At 64.0% G+C, this 17,924-nt stretch carries 15 protein-coding genes; 7 read left to right on the forward strand and 8 right to left on the reverse strand.

Annotated features, from left to right (window positions below):
- Window positions 1–197: 197 nt before the first annotated feature.
- A complete protein-coding gene (locus DOM45_RS06430) occupies window positions 198–1,817 on the forward strand; it encodes a methyl-accepting chemotaxis protein (RefSeq protein WP_110598685.1) in 1,620 nt (539 codons plus the stop codon).
- Window positions 1,818–1,897: 80 nt separating this feature from the next.
- On the opposite strand, the gene DOM45_RS06435 is transcribed toward DOM45_RS06430, so the two are convergent.
- A complete protein-coding gene (locus DOM45_RS06435) occupies window positions 1,898–3,361 on the reverse strand; it encodes a catalase (protein ID WP_110598686.1) in 1,464 nt (487 codons plus the stop codon).
- A 565-nt stretch (window positions 3,362–3,926) separates the two neighbouring features.
- On the opposite strand from DOM45_RS06435, the gene DOM45_RS06445 reads away from it, so the two are divergent.
- Genes DOM45_RS06445 through cyoD form a run of 4 tightly spaced genes read left to right on the forward strand, consistent with a single transcriptional unit; the run spans window position 3,927 to window position 7,988 of the window.
- Complete coding sequence (locus DOM45_RS06445) at window positions 3,927–4,919, forward strand: cytochrome ubiquinol oxidase subunit II family protein (protein WP_157958359.1); 993 nt, start codon at window positions 3,927–3,929, stop codon at window positions 4,917–4,919.
- The gene (locus DOM45_RS06450) at window positions 4,916–7,024 is read left to right on the forward strand and encodes a cbb3-type cytochrome c oxidase subunit I (protein ID WP_110598689.1); all 2,109 of its coding nucleotides are present in this window, start codon (window positions 4,916–4,918) and stop codon (window positions 7,022–7,024) included. The genes DOM45_RS06445 and DOM45_RS06450 overlap by 4 nt, the downstream gene beginning before the upstream one ends.
- Window positions 7,021–7,644 carry a cytochrome c oxidase subunit 3 gene (locus tag DOM45_RS06455; protein WP_110598690.1) on the forward strand — a complete coding sequence of 208 codons (624 nt, stop codon included), beginning with the start codon at window positions 7,021–7,023 and terminating at the stop codon, window positions 7,642–7,644. Before DOM45_RS06450 ends, DOM45_RS06455 begins: the two co-directional genes overlap by 4 nt.
- On the forward strand, window positions 7,641–7,988 hold the full coding sequence (gene cyoD, locus DOM45_RS06460) for a cytochrome o ubiquinol oxidase subunit IV (RefSeq protein WP_110598691.1): 348 nt from the start codon (window positions 7,641–7,643) through the stop codon (window positions 7,986–7,988). Before DOM45_RS06455 ends, cyoD begins: the two co-directional genes overlap by 4 nt.
- Window positions 7,989–8,010: 22 nt before the next feature.
- On the opposite strand, the gene DOM45_RS06465 is transcribed toward cyoD, so the two are convergent.
- On the reverse strand, window positions 8,011–8,964 hold the full coding sequence (locus DOM45_RS06465) for an AraC family transcriptional regulator (protein WP_110598692.1): 954 nt from the start codon (window positions 8,962–8,964) through the stop codon (window positions 8,011–8,013).
- 183 nt (window positions 8,965–9,147) lie between these two features.
- Here DOM45_RS06465 and DOM45_RS06470 point away from each other — a divergent pair, with 183 nt between their 5' ends.
- The gene (locus DOM45_RS06470) at window positions 9,148–10,215 is read left to right on the forward strand and encodes an aldo/keto reductase (protein ID WP_110598693.1); all 1,068 of its coding nucleotides are present in this window, start codon (window positions 9,148–9,150) and stop codon (window positions 10,213–10,215) included.
- Between the two features lie 51 nt (window positions 10,216–10,266).
- Here the strand turns inward: DOM45_RS06470 and DOM45_RS06475 are convergent, their stop codons facing one another.
- The gene (locus DOM45_RS06475; protein ID WP_280951284.1) at window positions 10,267–10,671 is read right to left on the reverse strand and encodes a transcriptional regulator; all 405 of its coding nucleotides are present in this window, start codon (window positions 10,669–10,671) and stop codon (window positions 10,267–10,269) included.
- A 205-nt stretch (window positions 10,672–10,876) separates the two neighbouring features.
- On the opposite strand from DOM45_RS06475, the gene DOM45_RS06480 reads away from it, so the two are divergent.
- Window positions 10,877–12,667 (forward strand): sensor domain-containing phosphodiesterase, encoded by a 1,791-nt coding sequence (locus DOM45_RS06480; RefSeq protein WP_110598695.1) that lies wholly within the window; start codon window positions 10,877–10,879, stop codon window positions 12,665–12,667.
- Window positions 12,668–12,712: 45 nt separating this feature from the next.
- On the opposite strand, the gene DOM45_RS06485 is transcribed toward DOM45_RS06480, so the two are convergent.
- The 5 genes from DOM45_RS06485 to DOM45_RS06505 form a co-directional block, all read right to left on the reverse strand.
- A complete protein-coding gene (locus tag DOM45_RS06485; protein ID WP_110598696.1) occupies window positions 12,713–13,603 on the reverse strand; it encodes a putative RNA methyltransferase in 891 nt (296 codons plus the stop codon).
- A gap of 64 nt (window positions 13,604–13,667) precedes the next feature.
- A complete protein-coding gene (gene solA / locus DOM45_RS06490; protein WP_157958360.1) occupies window positions 13,668–14,816 on the reverse strand; it encodes an N-methyl-L-tryptophan oxidase in 1,149 nt (382 codons plus the stop codon).
- Window positions 14,817–14,844: 28 nt separating this feature from the next.
- On the reverse strand, window positions 14,845–16,164 hold the full coding sequence (locus tag DOM45_RS06495; protein WP_110598698.1) for a dicarboxylate/amino acid:cation symporter: 1,320 nt from the start codon (window positions 16,162–16,164) through the stop codon (window positions 14,845–14,847).
- 114 nt (window positions 16,165–16,278) lie between these two features.
- Window positions 16,279–17,139 carry a glutathione-dependent disulfide-bond oxidoreductase gene (gene yghU, locus DOM45_RS06500; RefSeq protein ID WP_110598699.1) on the reverse strand — a complete coding sequence of 287 codons (861 nt, stop codon included), beginning with the start codon at window positions 17,137–17,139 and terminating at the stop codon, window positions 16,279–16,281.
- 127 nt (window positions 17,140–17,266) lie between these two features.
- On the reverse strand, window positions 17,267–17,878 hold the full coding sequence (locus tag DOM45_RS06505; RefSeq protein WP_110598700.1) for an NAD(P)-dependent oxidoreductase: 612 nt from the start codon (window positions 17,876–17,878) through the stop codon (window positions 17,267–17,269).
- Window positions 17,879–17,924: the final 46 nt, after the last annotated feature.

Below are 17,924 nucleotides of genomic sequence, written 5' to 3' on the forward strand. Positions count from 1 at the left end.
CCATCCTGCCGCGTCGACGCCGCCTGTCGCTATGGATCGACACCTCTCGAAACTCAGTCGCCACCGCGCGTCTTTTAGCGTCGACAAAAATTAAATTGCACTTCAATAAAAATTGAATTTTGCCGATAGGAATTTAACTACGCGGGCCCGCGTGGCAACACGCGCCTTATCTGAAAAAGTGCTTTGAGGGACCAAACATGAGAATTGCGCTCCATAGCGTCAAAGCCCGGCTATTCCTGGCGTTGGGCCTGATCATCCTGCTGCTGATCCTGATCGGCGTGCAGGGCGTCTTCAGCAACCGTCAGACCCAGCAGGCGATGCAATCCATCGTCGCGGAGAACGTCCAGGCCATGATTCAGCTCTCCACGATGCGGGGTGCCACTGGCGACAATCGCACCATCTTCGCCAGGGTTGGGGCCGGCAATCTCTCCGACGCCCAGCGCCAGGAAGTCGAGGAGAACCGCCAGCGCGTCGACGATGCCTGGAACAGCTACTACCCGGCGCTGGTGTCGAGCGACACGGAGCGGCAACTGGCCGATCGCTACCAGCAGCAGCTACAGGCGCTGCGTACCGATCTGGACGGAGGTCAAGCTAGCGAAGCGCAGGTCAACCAGGGCTATGCCAACCTCTACGAGACGATCACCTCGCTCTATCGCGGCGCCCGGCAGGCCACCCTCGACAGCTACCAGCAGAGCGTCAAGGAGTATCAGTTCAGCCGCAACGTGATCATCGGCGCCATTCTGTTCGGCCTGCTGATCGCCATCGCCATCGGCTGGTGGCTGAGTCGCGGCATTCTCAGACCCTTGCGGGAGGCCACGACGTTCTCCGAGTCGCTGGCCAACGGGGATCTCGGCGTGCGCCTCAATGCCAGTTACCGCGACGAGTTCGGTCGCATGCTGGACACCATGGCTTCGATGCGGGACAAGCTGTCGAGTGTGATCGGCGAGGTCGCGCGCAATGCCAGAAACGTCGAGTCGATCTCCGCGGAGCTGGCGGCCGGCAACGAGAACCTGAGCCAGCGCACCCAGGAGCAGGCCGCCAGTCTGCAGGAGACCGCGGCGGCGCTGGAGCAGATCACCAATACGGTCAAGCAGAACGCCGACAACGCCTCCCAGGCCGACAGCCTGGCCGGGCAGGTCAGCAGCCAGGCCAGGCAGGGCGGAGAAGTGGTCAATGAAGCGATCACCGCGATGCAGGAGATCGACAACTCCAGCAAGCAGATCGCCAATATCATCGGCCTGATCGACGAGATCGCCTTCCAGACCAATCTGCTGGCGCTCAACGCCTCGGTCGAGGCTGCCCGTGCCGGCGAGCAGGGCCGGGGCTTCGCGGTGGTGGCCCAGGAGGTGCGTCAACTGGCGAGCCGCAGCGCCGACGCCGCCGGCGAGATCAAGCAGTTGGTGTCGGAGAGTGCGCAACGGGTGTCGCGAGGCTCGGAACTGGTCAACCGCTCCGGGGAGACGCTGGCCGAGATCGTCAGCAATGTGGAAAAGGTGACGGATCTGGTCTCGGAGATCGCCGTTGCCAGCCGCGAGCAATCCACCGGCATCCAGCAGATCAACCTCGCGGTCGGCGAGATGGACAGCGTCACCCAGCAGAATGCGTCGCTGGTCGAGGAGTCCACCAGCGTGACCGGCAACCTGCAGGGCCAGGCGGAGCGGCTGGCTCGCGAGGTCGGCTTCTTCCGGGGCTACGACGCCTCGCAGCCCATGCAACACAACCCCGCGCCGCTGCCGGTGGCCACCACCCATGCCAATGTCTCGCGCCAGCCGAAACGACCGGAAACGTCGGAGACAGAAGAGTGGTCCAGCTTCTGACGCCGCAATAACAGCAAGAAAGAGGCCCCGCTCANNTGAGCGGGGCCTCTTGGTCATGCCGTGTCGGCTAGGTATCGGCGTTACTTGCCGCGATTGGCCTTCACACCCTCTTCGATACGCTTGCCGATCGTGGCATCGATGTTGTGCCAGTATTCGAATACCCGTGACAGCACCGGCTCCTCGACGCCACCGGAGACGTGACCGACGACGTTGTTGACCAGCCGGTCGCGGGCGGCATCGTCCATCACCTTGTTGACCAGATCGTTGGCCTGGCTGAAATCGTCATCCGCTGGACGCAGGGTGTAGGCGGTGCGAACGAATTCGCCATCGGCCTGCCACACCGCGTCTTCCGGATAGCGCTCGGGGTCGGCCTTGGAGCCGCCTTTGCTGTTCGGCGCATAGACCGGATCGCTGGCGTTGTGCATGCGCATGGCGCCGCCCTTGCTGTAGCTGTTGACCGGCGACTTGGGCGAGTTGACCGGGATATGCTTGTAGTTCACCCCCAGACGGGCACGATGCGCATCGGCGTAGGAGATCGAACGCGCCAGCAGCATCTTGTCCGGCGACAGCCCGGTGCCGGGCACCATGTTGTTGGGCTCGAAGGCGGCCTGCTCGATCTGGGTATGGAAATCCTCCGGATTGCGATCCAGCGTCATCTTGCCCACTTCCATGAGCGGGTAGTCGTCGTGGGGCCAAACCTTGGTCAGGTCGAAGGGGTTGAGGCGATAGGTCTTGGCATCCTCGAACGGCATGATCTGGACCTGCAGCGTCCAGGTCGGGTAGTCGCCGCGCTTGATCGCCTCGAACAGGTCGCGCCGATGGTAGTCGGCATCGCTGCCGGCCATCTGGTCGGCCTGCTCCTGGGTCATGCATTTGATGCCCTGGTCGGTCTTGAAGTGATACTTGACCCAGAAGCGCTCGCCTTGAGCGTTGACCCACATATAGGTGTGGCTGGAATAACCGTTCATGTGGCGCCAGGTGGCGGGAACGCCGCGATCCCCCATCAGCCACGTCACCTGATGCGCGGACTCCGGCGCCATGGTCCAGAAGTCCCACTGCATGTCGTGATCGCGCAGGCCGTTGTCGGCACGGCGCTTCTGGGAGTGGATGAAGTGCTGGAACTTCATCGGGTCGCGCACGAAGAAGACGGGGGTATTGTTACCCACCATGTCGAAGTTGCCTTCTTCGGTGTAGAACTTCAGGGCGAAGCCGCGCGGATCCCGCCAGGTATCGGGGCTGCCGCTCTCCCCCGCCACGGTGGAGAAGCGCGCGACCATCTCGGTCTTCTTGCCCGGCTGGAGAAACTTGGCCTTGGTGTATCGGCTGACATCCTGGGTGACTTCGAAATGGCCGAAGGCCCCGCCCCCCTTGGCGTGCGGCTGGCGGTCCGGAATCATCTCGCGGTTGAAGGCCGCCATCTGCTCCATCAGGTAGTGATCGTGCAGCACGATCGGACCGTCGGGGCCTACCGATAGGGCGTTTTCCTCACTCGCTACCGGAATGCCGGCATCCGTGGTCGTCGGTTTGCGGTTGTCGCTAGTCACGATGATCTCTCCCTAATTCGACGCTGCAGGACGATGATCGACCTGCACCAATAACTGCTGCGGCGATGCCCTTCGCGGGCGGTCGCGACGAGCCGATAGCCACCTGGCCATGCAGACTCGGCTGTCAGGTTCGCGACACGATTGCCTGAATGCTGTCCTCCAGAACCGCTCGAAACTCGAGCGCGGGAACCCGGCCCAGGCAGGGCCTCCGCTCGATCCGGGCGCACCACAATTTATAGAGTGAACCCCTGGCCCTGTCCAACCGCCGGAAACCGACCTTCGGCCATTTGGGCGGCAGTGGAGCATGAGCGCCCTTCGCACGATTTCACCGGTTATCTGTCGAGCCCGCTAACGGCGAGGCCCTCACGATAGCCAAAGACTTATTGAGACACATTCTCGATAGCTCCAGACAATACGACCCATGCTCAAATTTCATTGCGATCGTCATGACAATCTCCCTCCAGACGACGCTGGCATCGATCAAAATCGTTTCTATAGTAAAGAGGCTAACGAATTGGGTTAGCGAACCCTGAGTTTCGAAACAAGGACGTTTCCAGAGGTCACCGTGTTCCATCCCCTTTTCCATCTGCGAACCCACTCGCGCTATCGCCACTGGTCGATCGGCCTCCTGGCGATATGGCTCTCCGGCTGTAGTGAGCACCCCATCTCGTTTCTCGATCCGCAAGGACCAATTGCCGCCGCGCAGCGGCATCAACTGGGGGTGATCATCGGCTTGACGTCGATCGTGGTTCTTCCGGTGCTGATCCTCACCCCGTGGCTCATCGTCCGCTACCGCTATGGCAGTCGATCGACGTACCGTCCTCACTGGGGATTTTCGAAGCTGGCGGATATCGTGATCTGGGGGATTCCCTGTCTCGTCGTCGTGGCCCTGGCCGTGGTGGCGTGGCGCGGCACGCTGGCGCTGGATCCGTACCGCCCCCTCTCCGGTAGCGAGGACGTCAAGCCACTGCGAGTCCAAGTCGTGGGCTTCGACTGGAAGTGGCTGTTCATCTATCCCGACCAGGGTATCGCCACGGTCAATGAGCTGGTCGTCCCCGTCCACCGCCCCCTGGCGCTGAAACTGACCTCCGCCAGCGTCATGCAAGGATTCTTCATTCCCGCTCTCGGCAGTCAGATCGACGTGATGAACCGCATGGTCACCCAGTTGCATCTCGAGGCGGACAACCAGGGCGAGTTCCCCGGCAAGAACATGCAGTACAACGGCAAAGGCTTTCATCACCAGCACTTCGTCGCCCGCGTGGTCGACGATTCCGCATTTCAGAACTTCGTCACCCGCACCCGCGAGAGCGGCATGACGCTCGGCCCCCGGGTCTTCGATCGACTGATGGCACAGAATACCGGCCGGGCGCTGGTGCAATCGCTGGAGGCCCCCGGCGCGGACAATGCCACTCACGAAGGCGATCGGCGCCTGCGCTTCGGCCATCTCCCCGCCAACCTGTTCGACGATATCGTCGAGCATGCCACTCCCGACTGGTCATCGATCAAATCGGGCGGAACGAGAAACGATGCCTCGTCTTCACCGGAGGCCCGACCATGACTCACTGGGCCGACTGGATGCTGGGCCGACTGGACTGGAGCGCGTTGCCGTTCTGGGACGCCATCGTCGACCCGACGACCAAGAATATCGTCAACGCAATCATTGCCAGCGGCGCGGGTGCGATGGTGATTCTCGGCGGCCTGATCGTCGTCGGGGTGCTGACCTGGACCCGACGCTGGCGCTGGCTGTGGCGCGAATGGCTGACCAGCCCCGACCACAAGAAGATCGGCATCATGTTCATCGCCATTGCGCTGGTGATGTTGGCGCGGGCAGTGATCGAAGCGGTTTTCATGCGCCTGCAGCAGGCCTTCGGGCTGGACGGCGGCTTCCTGACGGCCGATCACTTCGGCCAGCTGTTCACGACCCACGGCACCATCATGGTGTTCTTCATGGCGATGCCCTTCCTGACCGGCATCATCAACTACGTGATGCCCCTTCAGATCGGCGCACGGGATCTTTCGTTTCCGGTCATGAATTCGATCAGCCTCGGCCTCACCGCCGCCGGCGCGGCGATCGTCATGGTCTCACTGATGCTCGCGCCGTTTTCCACTGGCGGCTGGAGCGGCTATCCCTCGTTCACCGAAAGCGCGGCCAATCCCGGTGCCGGGGTCGACTACTGGATCTGGGCCGTGACCCTGTCGACGCTGTCGTCGACACTCACCGGCATCAATTTCGCGGTCACCATCTACAAGCAACGGGCACCGGGCATGAGCTGGCTGCGCCTGCCGCTGTTCACCTGGACGGCGCTGTGCACCTCGATCCTGATGATCTTCGGCATGCCACCGCTGACCGTCGCTACCGCCCTGCTGGCACTCGATCGCTACCTCGACTTCCACTTCTTCACCGCCGATCTCGGCGGCAACATGATGAATTACATCAACCTGTTCTGGGCGTTCGGCCATCCCGAGGTGTACATCCTGATCCTGCCCGCCTTCGGCATCTTCTCGGAGATATTCTCGACCTTCTCCGGCAAGAAGCTCTACGGCTACGGTGCCCTGGTGATCGCGACCCTGGCGATCGCGGTGCTCTCCTTCACGGTCTGGCTGCACCACTTCTTCACCATGGGCCAGAGCGCCCATATCAACGCCATCTTCGGCATCGCCACGATGCTGATCGGCATCCCTACCGGGGTCAAAATCTACGACTGGATGCTGACGATGTTTCGCGGCCGTATTCGCTTTTCGGTACCGATGATCTATGCCATCGGTTTCATCATGCTGTTCGTGATCGGCGGATTGACGGGAATCATCCTTGCCGTACCCAGCGTGGACTATCAGATCCACAACTCGCTGTTCCTGGTCGCCCACTTCCATAACATGCTGATCCCTGGGCTGCTGTTCGGCATGCTGGGCGGTACCAACCTGTGGTTCTCCAAGGCCTTCGGCTTCCGCCTGGAAGAGCGCTGGGGCCGGCGAGCAGCGTGCTGCTGGATCGTCGGCTTCATGCTCGCCTTCTTCCCACTTTATGCGCTTGGCGTGCTCGGCATGCCGCGGCGCTCGGTGGCATTCTTCGAGCCCGCCTATCTGCCGTGGACGGTGGCTGCCATGGTCGGCGCAGTGATCATCCTCGTCGCCATGCTCTGCCTGCTGATCCAGCTCTGGGTCAGCGTTCGCGACCGCCATGCCAATCGCGTGCCCGGTGGCGACCCGTGGGATGGCCGCAGCCTCGAGTGGTCGGTCTCGTCGCCACCGCCCGAATACAACTTCCCGGTCATTCCCGAGGTCCACAGCCGCGACGCCTACATGCGCCAGAAGGAGACCGGCGGTGGCGCGCATCCGCGACCCGACGACTACGAAGATATCGAGATGCCCGCCAACAGCGCCATGGGGCCGATCTTTGCCATCACCGGCTTCCTGCTGGCATTCGGACTGACCTGGTACCAGTGGTGGCTGGTCGTGGCGGCAGGAGTGGCGGCGCTGATCGCCCTGATCGCCCGCGGCTATGTGCGTGATACCACGCGCTTGATCCCGGCAGCCGAGGTCCGCCGACAGCACGAAGCGTGGCTCGCGACGCTGGCATCGCTCACGCCGGTCACCCGCGCCGACGAGCAGAGCGCCGCCAACCGCGGCCTGCCCGCTTCGCCCATCGAGGGAGCGGTCCAATGAGTTCGACCCCCATCAGACACCCGGGCCTCAACCTGGGGCACGCCCACGCCGAGGCCCACGAGGCAAGCGAGTCGCTGGTCTTCGGCTTCTGGGTCTTCATGATGAGCGACCTGATCATCTTCGGTCTGCTCTTCGCCACCTACGTCACCATGCTCGGCGGCACCGCCGGCGGCCCCGGCCCCGGCGAGTTGTTCGAGCTCAAGAGCGCGTTCATCGAGACCTCGCTGCTGCTGGTGAGCAGCTTCACCTTCGGCATGGCGTCGCTGGCACTCAAGTACCGCACCGATCGCAAGGTGCTGGTGGGCTGGCTGGTGGTGACGCTGCTGCTAGGCCTCGCCTTTCTCGGCCACGAGCTCTACGACTTTCACAAGATGTTCACCGAGGGCGGCGTGCCGAGTCGCAGCGGCTTTCTTTCGGCGTTCTTCGCGCTGGTGCCGCTCCACGGGCTCCACGTGACCGCCGCCTCGATCTGGCTGATCGCACTGCTGGGGCAGATCGCCGTTCACGGACTCGATACCCAGACCAAGACCGGCCTGATGCGCCTGGCGATCCTGTGGCACTTTCTCGACGTGGTCTGGATCGGGATCTTCTCACTGGTCTACCTGGGAGGGACGGCATGAGTCATCGACAGCTCAGCGACGAGGAAGCGCGGGAAAAGGCACAGGAGCTTCGCAGCTACTGCTGGGGCTTCGGGCTCGCGGCCGTGTTGACGCTGATCCCGTTCGGCCTGGCGGCGTTCACCCAGATCGCCACCGCGACGCTCTATTGGGTCATCGGCGTCTGCGGCGTGATCCAGATCGTGGTGCACTTCCGGTTCTTTCTGCACATCACGCTGGCCAGGAACAAGCGCGAGGACCTGCAATTGATCCTCTTCACGGTGCTGATTCTCACCATCATGGTGGGTGGCACGCTGTGGATACTGTTCAATCTCTATTACCGCATGATGCCATCGATGATCCCCTGAGCCCTGCCCCCTGGCCTTGCGGCTAGGCGCGCCAGCGCTGCCTGTCTCGCTGCGGCGGCAGGCCGAAGCAGCGCCGATACTCGCGGCTGAACTGGGAGGGGCTCTCGTAGCCGACGCGCTGCGCCACCGTGGTCACATCGAGGGTGCCGGCGAGCAGCAATCGCCGCGCCTCCTGCAGCCGCAACTGCTTCTGGTACTGCAGGGGACTCATCGCCGTGACCGCCTTGAAGTGATGATGAAGCGACGACACGCTCATGTGCACGTTCTCGGCGATGACGGCGATCGGCAGCGGTTCGGCGTAACGTTCCCGCAGCAGGCGAATCGCCGCCGCGACCCGTCGGGTCTGGCTATCCTGCAGCGCGATCTGGCGGAGTCGGTTGCCGTGCCCATGACGAAGCAGGCGGTAGGCGATCTCGCGCTGGATCATCGGCGCCAGTACCGGGATGTCCTGCGGCGAGTCCAGCAGGCGCAGCAGACGCAGCACCGCCTCCAGCAGCGGGGCTTCGAGCCGGTTCACGTAGAGCCCACGTGCCGGTTCCGCCGCCGGATCGGGCGGCAGGTTGTCGTCATGGATCAGCTCGCCGATCAGGTCGACGTCGAGATCCAGACGCAGCCCGAGGTAGGGTGCCGCCCGGCTGGCCTGGGAAACGCCCGCCAATACCGGCAGGTCGACCGACGAGACCAGGTAGTTCATCGGGTCGTACTCGTAGATCTCGTTGCCGATCGAAAGCCGCTTGGCCCCCTGGGCGATCACGCTGAACACGGGATCGTGGACCACGTATCGTGGTGGCACCGGCGCGCTCAGCCGGTGAATCGACAGGCCGGGTATGGCGCTCGGCAACTTGCCTTCGCGACCTCGTGTCAGACGATCGAGCAAGTCGACCAGCTCCCGGCGGTAATGCACGAGCAGCCCGTCGCTCTCGACCGTCGGCCCGTTCTGATAGAGCGGCGTCAACGCATCGACTCGTTGGTTCATGGTGGCGATTCCCCTCCCGACGACCGGTTCAGGCTATCCCATCCCTCTCCCGAGAGACATGTGAAGATGTGACTCCGGCAGGTTTAGGCAAAGATCCGACCGGATCGAGCCAATCCCGCTCCCGCCGTGGCCCATACTCACTCCCGTGGAGACCCTCTCCCATCGATAACCAGGAGTGTCATCATGCGCTACCGCAATCTGGGCAATACCGGCCTGTTCGTCTCCGAGCTCTGCCTGGGCACCATGACCTTTGGCGGCAACGGCGAGATGTGGGGCCAGATCGGCGACCTGCAGCAGGCGGACGCCGACAAGCTGGTCGGTCGTTCCCTCGACGCCGGCATCAACTTCATCGATACGGCCGATGTCTACTCCCAGGGCCAGTCGGAGGTGATTACCGGGCAGGCGCTACGGAATCTGGGCGTTCCGCGCGATGACGTCGTCGTCGCCACCAAGGTCTTCGGCCCCACCGGCACCGACGACCCTTACCGCTCCACCGGCATCAACAATCGCGGCGCTTCGCGCTATCACATCATGGAAGGCGTCAAGGCGAGCCTGAAGCGTCTGCAGCTCGACCACATCGACCTCTACCAGATCCACGGCTTCGATCCCGCGACGCCGATCGAGGAGACCGTGCGCGCGCTGCACACCCTGGTCGAGCACGGCCACGTACGCTACGTCGGCGTCTCCAACTGGGCGGCCTGGCAGATCATGAAGGCGCTGGGCATCGCCCGGCAGAACGGCTGGCATCGGTTCGAATCGCTACAGGCCTACTACACCCTGGCCGGGCGCGACCTCGAGCGCGAGATCGCGCCGCTGCTGGAGAGCGAAAAGCTGGGGCTGATGGTCTGGAGCCCACTGGCCGGCGGGCTGCTCAGCGGCAAGTACAAGCGGGACGGCGAAGCCAAGGCGGGCGATCGGCGCGCTACCTTCGACTTCCCGCCGGTGAACCGGGAGCGCGGCTTCGACTGCATCGACACCATGCGCGAGATCGCCGATGCCCGGGGCATTTCGGTCGCCCGGATCGCGCTGGCCTGGCTCCTGCATCAGAAGGTGGTGACCAGCGTCATCGTCGGCGCCAAGCGCCTCGATCAGCTCGAAGACAACATCGCCGCGACCGAGGTGCGTCTCGACCAGGACGAGTTGGCTCGCCTGGACCAGGTCAGCGCGCTGCCATCGGAGTACCCGGGCTGGATGCTGGACCGCCAGGGCGACTATCGCCGCCAGCAGTTGGCGGGGTCCCGGCAGCAATAACCCGCGCGCCGCGACGGAGCAGAAGCCGGCCGCCTCCGTCGCCGGCGCCTGTCAGGGCACCCCCTCCGCATCCTCCGGCTGCAAGTCGTTGGCCCTGGCGAATGTCAGGACCACCTGCCGCAAGATCTTGCGCTGCGCTTCGTCGAGCCCACGGTAGATGCGCAATATCTCGTCCTCCTCGCCTCCTACGGGTATCACCCAGGTCGCCTGCATGGGACCGCGAACCTGCAAGGATTGGTCGCCGTAGCGCAGGACCTGTGGCTCGACGCCCAGCCAGCCAGCCAGAACCTGCAACTTGTCCTGGGAAGGGATCGAGTCGCCGCGCAGCCACCGTCTCACGCCCTGGAAAGTCACGGGCGCCCCCCAGTAACGCAGGTTGAACTCACGCTCCAGTACCGAGGGGCGAGGTTGGTAGCCGGCAGCGATCAGCGCCGCTTTGAGGCGTAGTGCGAACAAGCTCTTTTCGTCCATTGAATCAATTTGAACTATTTGTTCAATTTCAGTTGAACCATTGTTCAAATTTGTATTGAATTATTCATTCAAATCCTTGTCGAGTTGCGAGTAACGACCATGGCTCGAGGCCATGAAATCACTATAGATCGGTTGTTGAGGCGCCACACGAACGGCAGGAAGAGGACGGCTTTCGACGAGGTGCCACACCGTGGATCGGGATCGTGACGAAACGGATCAGCGGGATGCCCCGTGTCATCCGCGTGCCATCGACACGCTCACGGCGGAGCGCATCGACCGAATACGCTGGATCGCCAGACGGCACTATCAGGTAACGGATGCGTGGTTCATACCGGCGAAAGGTGGTGAGTGGCACGACATCCGCGGGCCAAACACAACGCTTGAACTCGCCGACGCCCAGGTCTTCTGCCACCGCACCCTCCGCCATGATGCACCGCTGGTCATCGAGGATGCCCGACGACATCCCGACTTCGCCAGCCACCCCCTGGTCGCTGGGCCACCCCATTTGCGCTTTTATGCCGGCGTACCGGTGCGGGATCCCGCCGGATCGGGCATGGGCACGCTTTGCCTTATCGACACGGCACCGGTCGCCTCGTCAGCGCTCGATCTCGGTATGCTCCAGGTTCTCGCCACTCAGGTCGAGGAGGAGCTGGGCAAGCGTTCATCGCCCCAGCCGGCCCTGAAGCCGAGCCGGGACCACATCGACACGCTGACCGGTCTGCCGAATCGACGCCTGCTCCAGATGCTGATGGAGGCGGAGCTGGCAGTCGCCCGGCAGCGCAATCACAGCCTGTCGGTCTGCCTGATCAACCTGGATGGCTTCAAGTGCATCAACGAATCGCACGGTAGCGCCATCGGTGACGAAGTTCTACAAGTCATGGCTGGACGCTTGCGCGACGCGGTGCGGAGACAGGATCTGGTGACGCACCTGGGAGGCGACGAGTTCGCCATCATCCTACGCGACAGGTTGCAGCCTGAAGCCTGCAACCGGATCCTCGACCGGCTCCGCATCCCCATCAGAACATCGACGCACGCGCTCACCCTCACAGCCAGCATGGGCGTCACCTGCTACCCCGACGACGACGAGGACCCGGACGCACTGCTCCATCACGCCTACCAGGCGATGTACTCGGCCAAGGAAGCTGGAAAGAACGGCTATTGCCGCTTCGATCTGGAGCATCACCACTCCAGACGCCAACGCCTGGCCGTCGCCCGCGACGTGCACCTCGCCCTGTCGCGACAGCAACTGGAACTCTTCTATCAGCCCAAGATCGATTATCACGGCGACACGGTCGCCGCCTTCGAGGGGTTGCTCCGCTGGCGCCTCCCGTCTGGCGACGTCTTGCCGCCGGGCGATTTTCTTCCCGCCATCGAGAACAGCTGGCTCGATATCGAGGTGGGCAAGTACGTCATCGACACCGCGCTGAGAGACCTCGACCGGATCCTGCAGCGCGGGCTGCCCTATTCGATCAGCGTCAATGTCAACCCCTCCAGCCTCCTCGACAGCGGCTTCATCGACCATCTGCACCACGCCCTGGCGCGTCATGACCGGGACCTGGCAGGAAGGCTCACGCTGGAGATTCTGGAAAGCACCTCACCCCCGGAAGAACTCGACACCATCGTCTCCAACATTCAGGCATGCCTGCGACTCGGGCTGCAGCTGTCGCTGGACGATTTCGGTACGGGCCAATCGTCGTTGAGTTACCTGCGCACGTTCCCGACCCAAAAGATCAAGATCGACCGATCCTTTGTGATCGGCATGCTGGACAACCCCGAGGACGAGGCCATCGTCGCGGCGATCATTGGTCTCTCCAAAAGCTTCAAGCGACGGGTCGTGGCGGAAGGGGTAGAAAATGGTGCGATCGAGGCACGCCTCAAGGGGCTCGGCTGCGATCTGGGGCAAGGCTTCTACTACAGCCCAGCCGTCCCCTTCGAACAAGCCATGAGGTGGGCCGGCGACTATTCGAGACGGCGGCATTGAGCTGCCGCTGGCGGCACACTCCCGAGACCGTCAGTGTCACCGCACTCAAACACAGGCATCGGCGAGCCGAACGAATTGCGTCAACCGGACATCGACGGTCACGCTGAGCGAGTCCAGTGCTGCCGCCCGGTCCCGGCCTTCGGCGCTGGCGCGATAGAGATGCGGCGTCATCGCCAGCAGGTCGGCAATGGCCTGCGGTTCGCCCAGCGTCAGCGGGAAGCGGATCGTCTCGACGTCTAGCCGGACCAATCCATCGGGCACCGCCTGAGACGGTTCCCGCTCCGGCTTCAGGCTGGGGTAGATGATCTCGCGCAACTCTCTCAGATGGTCCGGCCCCACCTCGGCCTGAATCAGTATCCCCTCGGGTGCGAGCACGCGGGCGAACTGGGAGTAGACGGGAAAGCCGAACAGGCAGAGCACGCAATCCAGCGCACCATCCAGAACCGGCAGCCTGGCATTGCTCGCCACCACCCAGTGACTGCCCGCCTCCTCCTGCAGCTCGCGTGAAATCGCGCGCTCCTGTCTGGCGGCGCTCAGCACCGCCCACTTGGAGATATCCAGCCCCAGCAACGATAGCGCCGCGTCCTGCTCCCTCGCCGCCTCGGCCAGGCGACGCAAGTAGTAGCCCTCCCCGCAGCCGGCATCGAGACAGCGAAGCGCGCCTCCCTCGGGCTGTGCCGAGAGGGCGGCGCTGGCGACAGCATCGGCGACCGGACGATAGTGGCCGGCATTCAGAAAGCGTTGCCGCGCGGCGACCATCGCCTTGCTGTCGCCGGGGTCACGCGAACGCTTGTGCTGGACCGGTAACAGATGGGTATAACCCTGGCGCGCCACGTCGAAGCTATGGCCGGCATCGCAGCGCCAGGTCCCGCCCTGAAGTTGCATCGGATTGCCGTCCAGCGGGCACGCCAGCGCGGAGAAAGGAGTGGGAGACATATCGCTACCGCTTGTTCGTGGAGCCCGCCAGTCTACGCGACATCCCTCTCGAGAGGGCGGGTGGTCAGGCCGAAAGACGTGCCAGGCCGAATCCCGCCAGTGCCGCTGAAGCCGTTTCCGTCCGCAGCCATTGCCCCAGCGCCTCGCCCATGGCGCTGGCGAACTTGAAGCCGTGACCGGAGAACCCGCCGGCAATGATCAGACCGGGTAGCGGCTCATCGATCAGAAAGTGCTCGTCCGGCGTGCGGATATACTGGCAAACCGCGCCGTGCTTGAGCTTGCCGACCCCGGGCAGATAGCGGTCGATCACCTGCTGCAGTTCGGCGACGTCGTCGGGGTGGTCGCCGAACGGTGCCATCGGCGCGCCGGGTGCCAGCGACTGGCCGCTGTCATGGCGGCCGATCTTGAAACCGGCACCATCGATATCCGGGAAACCGTAGTAGATGCCCAGTTCATCGTCGGTCAGGCTGAATCCGGGGAAGCGCTCCGGCCGATAGCGGGCGTCCGCCTCGAACCAGGCAAAGGTCTTGCGTACTCGGGTCAACGGCAGTTCGATCCCCAGCGGCGCCAATAGCGGCGCCAGATGCTGACCGGTCGCCGCCAGCACCCGATCGGCGACGAAACGGCGGCCATCGGCGCAACTGGCCGTGAACCGTCCATCATCCCGATGCCGAATATCGGTTACCACCGCCCCCGTCGTCAGCGTCACCCCAGCGCGCCGCGCCACCTGTTCACGCCAACAGGCGATGATACGCTCGACCCGCAGCACGCCGGCCCGCGGCTCGAAACCGCCGCGCATCGAGTCATCGAGCTGCCACCCCGGCCAGCGCCCGGCAGCCGCCTCGCCACCGAGCAGCTCCAGCGGCAGGTCGAACTGGCTCGCACTGGCTTCGACCTGCCGGATGAACGGCGCCGGAGCCGGACCGAGGTTGAGCACCCCCGTCGGAACGAACAGCGACTCGCCAGTCTCCCGCTCCAATTCCCGCCAGCGCTCCAGCGCGCGCAGAGCCAGTGGGACATAGCCGCTGCCCTCGCCGTAAGCCAGCCGGATCAGGCGCGTCTCGCCATGATGCGCGCCCTGGTCATGAGGCGGGCTGTGGGCGTCGAGCAGCTGGATCGACTCCTCTCCGACCGAGGCCAGGTAGTCGGCCGTCGCCAGCCCCATGCTGCCGGCACCGATGATCAAGATCTTGCTGTGAAAGGTCTGTGTCATGCGTCGACGAATCCCGATATTCACTGGCTTACGTGGCGGTCGCGTCGGCGGTGCGCGGGGCCCGCTCGCCTTCACTGCGCGAGATGATGGCGGTGCCCGCCAGGTCGCCGGTGACATTGAGCGCGGTACAGCCCATGCCGACCAGCGCGTCGATCGAGGTCAAGAGCGCCACGGTCTCGATCGGCAATCCGACCTGGGCAAAGACCGTCGCGATCATCACGATGCCGGCGCCGGGCACCCCCGCCGTGCCGATGGAGGTGAGCGTCCCGATCAGCACGATCTCGACCATGGTCATGAAATCCAGCGGGATACCCGCCACGTTGGCGGCGAAGACCGCCGATATCGCGATCCGGATCGCCGCGCCATCCATGTTGATGGTCGCGCCCAGCGGTAGGCTGAACCCATACAGACTCTGCGAGATTCCGAGCCGGCGCGCCGCGTTCAGCGTCAGCGGCAAGGTGCCGGTACTGCTCTGCGTGGCGAAGGCGGTCGCCATGGGCGTCCGGGCTTCGCGGAAGAAATCCCTGAGCCGCACCCCGAAGCCCTTCATCAGCACGCAGTAGAGCAGCAGATGCACCGCCAGCGCGAGATAGAGCACCACCACCATGTTGCCCAGCGAGAGGATGGTATCCAGCCCCTGCTTGGCCACGGTGCCGGCCACGATCGCGAACACCCCGATCGGCACGTACTGGAGCACGCCCGACATCACCTTCATGGTCACTGCGTTGAGCCCTTCGATCATGACATAGAGCTTCTCCGCCAGCTCACCCTGGGTCTTTTCATCGGACCGGGGCTTTTCATCCGAATGAGCCTCGCCATCGGCCTGGGCCGCATCCTCGAGGGCCGCCCCGCGCTGACGCAGCTTGAGCAGCGCGATCCCGAACACGAAAGCGGTGAAGATGATCCCCAGCAGATTGGGCTCGGCCAGCGCGGCGACGATATTGCTGGGCACGATCGACAGCAGCACGCTGACGATGCCGGGATTCTCCGGGACCGAGACGCTGGCGCTGTCGTCGAGGGTCATGCCGCTGCCCGGCGAGAGCAGCGAGGCGACGACCAGCCCGACCACGATCGCCAGCGCCGAGGTCACCACGTAGTAACCGAACACCTTGCCGCCGATTCGCCCCATCCGGCCGAGATCGGCCTGATTGATCCCCACGATCAGGGTAAACAGCACGATCGGCACGATCAGGAACTGCAGCAACCGCAGCAGCAGATCGCCCAGTGGCGCCAGCCAGGCCGCGACGGTCTCACCACCGATCAGCCCGACCGCCACGCCCAGCACCAGGGCGATGGTCACGCGCAGAATGAGAGAGGCGTCGAGATAGCCTCGAAACAGAGTTTTCATGAATGTGCCTATGACTAGCCGTGAGGACGACGCCTGGCGAAGCGGCGTCGCTGTCGCATAGCGTAACGCAAAAGCCCGACGCAAGGCCGGGCTCGGTGAAGGGGCAGCGCGATATCAGCCGCCGAGCTTGTCCTGAGTCTGGGTGTCGAAGTCGCTGGCGTCGTGACGCTCGTGAAGCTGGGTTTCCGGCTCACCGAAGGTGCGATTGACCATGCGGCCACGCTGCACGGCCGGACGGGCGTCGATCTCCCTGGCCCAGCGCTGCACGTGGGTGTAGCTCTCGACATCGAGAAATTCGGCGGCATCGTAGAGCCGACCCAGCGCCAGCTGGCCATACCAGGACCAGGTCGCGATATCGGCGATGGTGTAGTCGTCGCCGGCGAGGTAGCGCGACTCGGCCAGGCGCCGATCGAGCACGTCGAGCTGACGCTTGGCTTCCATGGTGAAGCGGTCGATGGCGTATTCGATCTTCTCCGGCGCGTAAGCGTAGAAGTGGCCGAAGCCGCCCCCCAGATACGGGGCGCTCCCCATCTGCCAGAACAGCCAGTTCATCGTCTCGACACGCAGGGCCGGATCGCTCGGCAGGAAGGCGCCGAATTTTTCGGCCAGATGGAGCAGGATCGAACCGGATTCGAACACGCGAATCGGCTTGTCGCCACTGCGATCCATCAGTGCCGGGATCTTGGAGTTCGGGTTGACCTCGACGAAGCCGCTGCCGAACTGATCGCCATCGCCGATCTTGATCAGCCAGGCGTCGTATTCGGCATCCTTGCCCAGCGCCAGCAGCTCCTCCAGCAGTACGGTGACCTTGACCCCGTTGGGGGTGGCCAGCGAGTAGAGCTGGAACGGATGCTTGCCGACCGGCAGTTCCTGGTCGTGGGTCGGTCCGGCCACCGGACGGTTGATGCTGGCGAACTTGCCGCCGCTCTCCTTGGGTTCCCAGACCTTGGGGGGCGTGTAGCTAGTGTCACTCATGCAACTTCTCCACTCTTGGTCGATAGCGCGCGAAGCGCCTGTGTGAAGAAAGGTAGCTGGTTAATGGCCTGCGATCGAGGGGCGGTGAGCGCAGCGCCACGCCCACGGCCATCCTCGATCGCGCTTTTCAGTAGCCCACGGTGAAGCGCTGACGCACGTGCCGCGGACTCTCCAGCTCGTCCACCAGGGCGATGGCGTAGTCCTCGAACGAGATGCGCGAGCCCTCGGAATAGGTCAGCAGCGTATCCTGTCCCAGGCGGAAGCGCCCGGTGCGCTCGCCGGGCACGAACTCGGCCGACGGCGACAGGAAGGTCCAGTCGAGATCCGTCACCGCCCGCAGCCGTTCGAGGAACTCGGCACCCCGGGCCGCCTCGGCGCGGTAGGCCTCGGGGAAGTCCGGCTGGTCGATCAGCCGCTGCCCGGGCGCCACTTCCAGGCTGCCGGCACCGCCGACCACCAGATAGCGCCTGACCCCGGCGTCGCGCACCGCGCCGACCAGCGTCTCGACATCGCTGGCGACGAAGTGCACCGCGCTGATCACCGCCTCGTGCCCGGCAAGCAGCGTCGCCAGCGCGTGGCGATCGCCGGCATCGCCGGTGGTCGGCGTGACGCCCTCGAGCGGGGCGATGCGCTCGGGGTGGCGCGCGATCGCCGTGACCTGATGACCGCGGGCGGAGAGTTCGGCGAGGATGCGCGATCCGGCATTACCGGAGGCACCGATCAGAGCAATCTTGGCCATGGGGATCTTCCTTCGACAAGACGATATAGAGGGCATAGGTCTACAA

Source organism: Salinicola lusitanus, from assembly GCF_003206045.1.
GTDB lineage: Bacteria > Pseudomonadota > Gammaproteobacteria > Pseudomonadales > Halomonadaceae > Salinicola > Salinicola lusitanus.

Bases quoted from the DNA above. Each gene is read 5' to 3' on its own strand.
- DOM45_RS06430 (WP_110598685.1), top strand. From the start codon at position 198: ATGAGAATTGCGCTCCATAGCGTCAAAGCCCGGCTATTCCTGGCGTTG.
- DOM45_RS06450 (WP_110598689.1), top strand. From the start codon at position 4,916: ATGACTCACTGGGCCGACTGGATGCTGGGCCGACTGGACTGGAGCGCG.
- DOM45_RS06455 (WP_110598690.1), top strand. From the start codon at position 7,021: ATGAGTTCGACCCCCATCAGACACCCGGGCCTCAACCTGGGGCACGCC.
- cyoD (WP_110598691.1), top strand. From the start codon at position 7,641: ATGAGTCATCGACAGCTCAGCGACGAGGAAGCGCGGGAAAAGGCACAG.
- DOM45_RS06465 (WP_110598692.1), bottom strand. From the start codon at position 8,964: ATGAACCAACGAGTCGATGCGTTGACGCCGCTCTATCAGAACGGGCCG.
- DOM45_RS06470 (WP_110598693.1), top strand. From the start codon at position 9,148: ATGCGCTACCGCAATCTGGGCAATACCGGCCTGTTCGTCTCCGAGCTC.
- DOM45_RS06485 (WP_110598696.1), bottom strand. From the start codon at position 13,603: ATGTCTCCCACTCCTTTCTCCGCGCTGGCGTGCCCGCTGGACGGCAAT.
- solA (WP_157958360.1), bottom strand. From the start codon at position 14,816: ATGACACAGACCTTTCACAGCAAGATCTTGATCATCGGTGCCGGCAGC.
- DOM45_RS06495 (WP_110598698.1), bottom strand. From the start codon at position 16,164: ATGAAAACTCTGTTTCGAGGCTATCTCGACGCCTCTCTCATTCTGCGC.
- yghU (WP_110598699.1), bottom strand. From the start codon at position 17,139: ATGAGTGACACTAGCTACACGCCCCCCAAGGTCTGGGAACCCAAGGAG.
- DOM45_RS06505 (WP_110598700.1), bottom strand. From the start codon at position 17,878: ATGGCCAAGATTGCTCTGATCGGTGCCTCCGGTAATGCCGGATCGCGC.